We start from the raw sequence: 4,080 nt of genomic DNA, 5'->3' as shown, positions 1-4,080 counted from the left end.
CTACGCGGGGGTGATGGCGGTCAGGGTGCGGGAGACGGGCGGTCCGGTGCGGTCGGTGCGCCCGGTGGCGGGTACGACGACATCCCGCCGCCGCCCGAGGAGCCCGAGCCGGAGGCCGGGGAGCCCGACGGTCCGCCACCACCCCCGGTGAGCGAGGAGGAGATGGTGGACGAGGCCCGCAGTGGGCCGCAGAACATCGATCACCGGACCGGCGAGGACATCGCTCTGCAGTTGCTCAAGGAGCACCTCGGGGCTCGTCCGCTCGAGCGCTGAGCGGCCCGGCCCGCCGCGCGGCGGGGCACGCTGTCCGATGGTGCGGTTACCCTGGGTTCCGACCGACCGGGGCCGCCCCGGCTTAGATGAGGCACCAGCCGAAAGGACCCGCCATGCAGCCCGGACCCGACATGAACGCCCTCCTCGAGCAGGCCCAGCAGATGCAGGCCCAGCTCGCCCAGGCGCAGCAGGAGATCGCCGCGAGCACGGTCGACGGCCAGGCCGGTGGCGGCCTCGTCACCGTCACCATGCGCGGCACCGGTGAGGTCACCGGGGTCACGGTGGACCCCAAGGTCGTGGACCCCGAGGACATCGAGACGCTCCAGGATCTGCTCGTCGGTGCGTTCGGCGACGCCCACACCAAGGTCCAGCAGCTCGCCGAGTCGAGGCTCGGCCCCCTGGCCTCCGGCGGCGGCCTCGGCGACATGATGGGCGGCCTGGGCATGTGAGCCCGGCGGGACCCGGGGATATCCGGGACCCGCCACCCGGCGGCGCATCCGCCGCCGGGAACGACACAGCACAGGAACGGCGATGTACGAGGGACCAGTCCAGAACCTGATCGACGAGTTCGGCAAACTGCCGGGCGTCGGTCCGAAGTCCGCGCAGCGGCTGGCCTTCCACCTCCTGCAGGCGGAGCCGGAGTCGGTGGAGCGGCTGCGTTCCGCGCTGCAGGCGGTGGTCGACGGCGTCACGTACTGCGAGGTCTGCGGCACGGTGTCGGCGGCCGAACGCTGCCGCATCTGCTCCGACCCGCGGCGCGACCCCACGCTCATCTGTGTGGTCGAGGAGCCCAAGGACATCGAGGCGATCGAGCGCACCCGCGAGTTCCGCGGGCTCTACCACGTGCTCGGTGGCGCGCTCGATCCCATCAACGGCATCGGGCCCAACGAGCTGCGCATCGCCGGCCTGATGAGGCGGGTCGGGGAGGAGTTCGAGGGCGAGGAGATCGCGGAGATCATCATCGCGACCGACCCCAACACCACCGGCGAGGCCACCTCCACGTACCTGGCCAGGTTGCTGCGGCCGTTCCCCGAACTCGTGGTGAGCCGCCTGGCCTCGGGCCTGCCCATGGGCGCGGATCTCGAGTTCGCGGACGAGCTGACCCTGGGCAGCGCCCTGTCCGGCCGCCGAATCCTGTCCGGTGGACCCTCCCAGCCCGCGCGGTCGGGAGGCGTGCTCCGTCCCGAGCAGAGTGAGCCCCGGGCTCCCCAGCCGTTCCCCGAACCGTCTCCCGAACCGGCGGAACAGCGGATGCCGGGGCCCGACAGCGGCGCGGCGGGCTGGACCGGTCTGTCAGAGGTCGAAGAGCCTCGCGGCGTTCCCGTGCCACACCGCCCGTAGCCAGTCGTCGCCCATCCCGAGTCCCGCCAGGGCGTCGAGTTGGTGCGCGAACGGGTAGGGGATGTTGGGGAAGTCGGTCCCCAGCAGGATCTTGTGCCCCAGATCGGCGAGCCGCCCGCGCTCCGAGGCAGGGAACGGGCTGATCTCCTCGACGAAGTCGGTGAACGCCATGGTCGTGTCCAGGTAGACGCCGCTGTACCGCTCGGCCAGGTCCAGGAACTCCGAGTACTCACCCATGCCCATGTGGGCGATGATCAACGGCAGATCCGGGAACCGCTCGAGCACGTCCGCGACCGGCTCCGGGCCCGTGAAGGGTCCCGCCACGGGACCGCTCCCGCAGTGGATCACCGTGGGCACCTGCGCCTCCGCGAGTCGGCCCCACACCGGGTCCAGCAGCGGATCGCGAGGGTCGTACTCGCCCACCTGGATGTGTGACTTGAACACCCGGGCCCCGGCCTCGATCGCGTCGCGGACGTAGTCACCCGCGGTCGGCTCGGGGAAGAAGGTCGCGGTGTGCAGGCAGTCGGGGTGCCGAGAGGCGAAGTCCGCCGACCACGAGTTGAGCCACGCCCCCATGTCCGCCTTGTGCGGGTACAGCATCGACGAGAACGCCAGTACGCCGTAGGACCTCAGGCGGGCGACCCGCTCGTCCTCGGCCTCCCGGTAGGTGATCGGCCACGTCCGGCCGATCTTGGGGCCGGCGGCGTCGAAGTAGTCCCACACCTTGGCCATCACGCGGTCGGGCATGAAGTGCGTGTGGACGTCGATGATCCCCGGAAGACCCAGCGGCTCCCACAGAGCCCGCACCTGTGCCGCCTCGTGCGCGGGATCGGGAGGGGTCACGGAGCCGGCGAGGGTGGCGGTGCCGTGGTGGATACACATGGATCCGAGCGTAGGCGAGCGCTGACCTCCGGCCGACTGATCGGGTCCGGCCCGGGGGCGTCCACCCCCGGGCGGTCGAGTGCCGACGGGGAAAAATTCCTTGACAAAAAATTTTGTCGGCAGGAGGCTGGGTGCCAACCAACACAGGAGGCCGGGGGCATGCAGGACATCGGCGTGATCGACAGCGCAGAGGTGGCGACCGCCGCCCTGGCCCCGATCCGCACGCGCCTGTTGGCCGAACTCTCCGAGCCGGGGTCGGCCACCACGCTCGCCGCCCGGCTGGGTGTACCGAGGCAGAAGCTCAACTATCACCTGCGGCAGCTCGAGAAGCACGGGCTGGTCGAACTGGTCGAGGAGCGACGGCGGGGGAACGTCCACGAACGGATCCTGAGGGCCTCGTCGTCGTCGTACGTCGTCTCTCCCGGGGTGATGGGACGGACCCAGCCGGTCGTCGGCGCCGACAGCGACCAGGCGTCCCCACGATGGCTGCTCGCGCTGGCCTCACGGATGGTGCGCGAGGTGGGTGAACTGGTCGTCGGGGCGCGCCGGACCGGCAAGCGGGTCGGGACGTTCGGTCTCGACGGCGAGGTGTGCTTCGCCACCCCGGCCGACCGCGCGGCGTTCGCCGACGAACTCACCGACGCGGTGACCAGGCTCGTGTCCAGGTACCACGACGACTCCTCCGATGGGAGCCGCCGACACCGGCTCATCGTGGGGATGCACGCCGTCCCACCCGGGAGCACCGACTCATCCGGGGGCGCCGGGCCATCCGGGCGAACCGACTCATCCGGGCCCACCGATCCATCCGGGCGAACCGACCCATCTGAGAGTGAGGAGAAGGACGATGTCTGACCAGCCCAAGCGGATCGAGAAGTCCATCGAGCTCGACGCCACGCCGGAGGAGGTGTGGGAGGCCGTCGCCACAGGTGAGGGTATGGCGTGTTGGTTCGTGCCGCACCGGTTCGACCCGCCGGAGGGGGGCGTCGGCGCCCGCGTCGTGTCCGACTTCGGGTCCGGCAACATCTCCGAGGCCACGGTCCGGGAGTGGGAGCCCGGGCGGCGGTACTCGTCCTCTGCGGACGGCCAGACGGAGGTCGTGGAGTTCCTCGTCGAGGGCAGGGACGGCGGCGGAGCCGTGCTGCGGCTCATCCACAGCGGAATCACCGGCGAGGACTGGGAGGCCGAGTACCACAGCCACGGCTGGGACGGGTTCCTGGCCAATCTCCGCCGCTACTTCGACCACTTCCGCGGCCTGCCGCCGGCCACCGTGTCGATCATCGCGTTCAGCGACCTCGACAAGGATGGCATCTGGGCGCGGTTCAACGACGCGCTGGGGATCGACCGACAGCCGGCGGTCGGCGACACCGTGCACCTGACACCCGATGGGCTCGACCCGATCGACGGCGTGGTGGAGGTGGCCGAACCGGGGAATCTCGGCATCCGCAGCAACAGCGGCGCCCATTTCTTCAGCGGCGACGGCGCGTGGGGCATGGTCACCGTCGTCCACTACTACTTCGGCGACGAGTTCGACCGCGACGTGCTCACCGCCGGGTGGCAGCGTTGGGCGGACAGCCTCTTCCCGCC

Annotated in this window: 4 protein-coding genes and 2 pseudogenes; 5 read left to right on the top strand and 1 reads right to left on the bottom strand. The window is 70.8% G+C overall.

Annotation, left to right across the window (positions count from 1 at the left end):
• The 3 genes and pseudogenes from G6017_RS10270 to recR all read left to right on the top strand — a co-directional run.
• Positions 1–273, top strand: a pseudogene (locus G6017_RS10270) (DNA polymerase III subunit gamma/tau); the annotation flags it as partial.
• Positions 274–386: 113 nt separating this feature from the next.
• Complete coding sequence (locus tag G6017_RS10265; protein WP_095717156.1) at positions 387–722, top strand: YbaB/EbfC family nucleoid-associated protein; 336 nt, start codon at positions 387–389, stop codon at positions 720–722.
• An 82-nt stretch (positions 723–804) separates the two neighbouring features.
• Positions 805–1,410 (top strand): annotated as a pseudogene (recR, locus tag G6017_RS10260) (recombination mediator RecR); the annotation flags it as partial.
• A 156-nt stretch (positions 1,411–1,566) separates the two neighbouring features.
• Here the strand turns inward: recR and G6017_RS10255 are convergent.
• Positions 1,567–2,496, bottom strand: coding sequence for an amidohydrolase family protein (locus G6017_RS10255; RefSeq protein WP_095717158.1), 930 nt, complete (start codon positions 2,494–2,496; stop codon positions 1,567–1,569).
• A gap of 159 nt (positions 2,497–2,655) precedes the next feature.
• Here G6017_RS10255 and G6017_RS10250 point away from each other — a divergent pair, with 159 nt between their 5' ends.
• Positions 2,656–3,348, top strand: coding sequence for an ArsR/SmtB family transcription factor (locus G6017_RS10250; RefSeq protein WP_095717159.1), 693 nt, complete (start codon positions 2,656–2,658; stop codon positions 3,346–3,348).
• Positions 3,341–4,080: SRPBCC family protein (locus G6017_RS10245; RefSeq protein ID WP_182610379.1), on the top strand; the 740-nt coding region annotated here is incomplete at its 3' end. The genes G6017_RS10250 and G6017_RS10245, both read left to right, overlap by 8 nt.

The sequence above is a fragment of the Dietzia sp. B44 genome, from assembly GCF_014145245.1.
GTDB lineage: Bacteria > Actinomycetota > Actinomycetes > Mycobacteriales > Mycobacteriaceae > Dietzia > Dietzia natronolimnaea.
The sequence above is the reverse complement of the archived record's forward strand: the minus strand, read 5'-3'. Positions and strand labels throughout refer to the sequence as shown.

What these genes read in the sequence shown, in the direction of transcription:
- G6017_RS10265 (WP_095717156.1), top strand. Translation starts at nt 387, where the DNA reads ATGCAGCCCGGACCCGACATGAACGCCCTCCTCGAGCAGGCCCAGCAG.
- G6017_RS10255 (WP_095717158.1), bottom strand. Translation starts at nt 2,496, where the DNA reads ATGTGTATCCACCACGGCACCGCCACCCTCGCCGGCTCCGTGACCCCT.
- G6017_RS10250 (WP_095717159.1), top strand. Translation starts at nt 2,656, where the DNA reads ATGCAGGACATCGGCGTGATCGACAGCGCAGAGGTGGCGACCGCCGCC.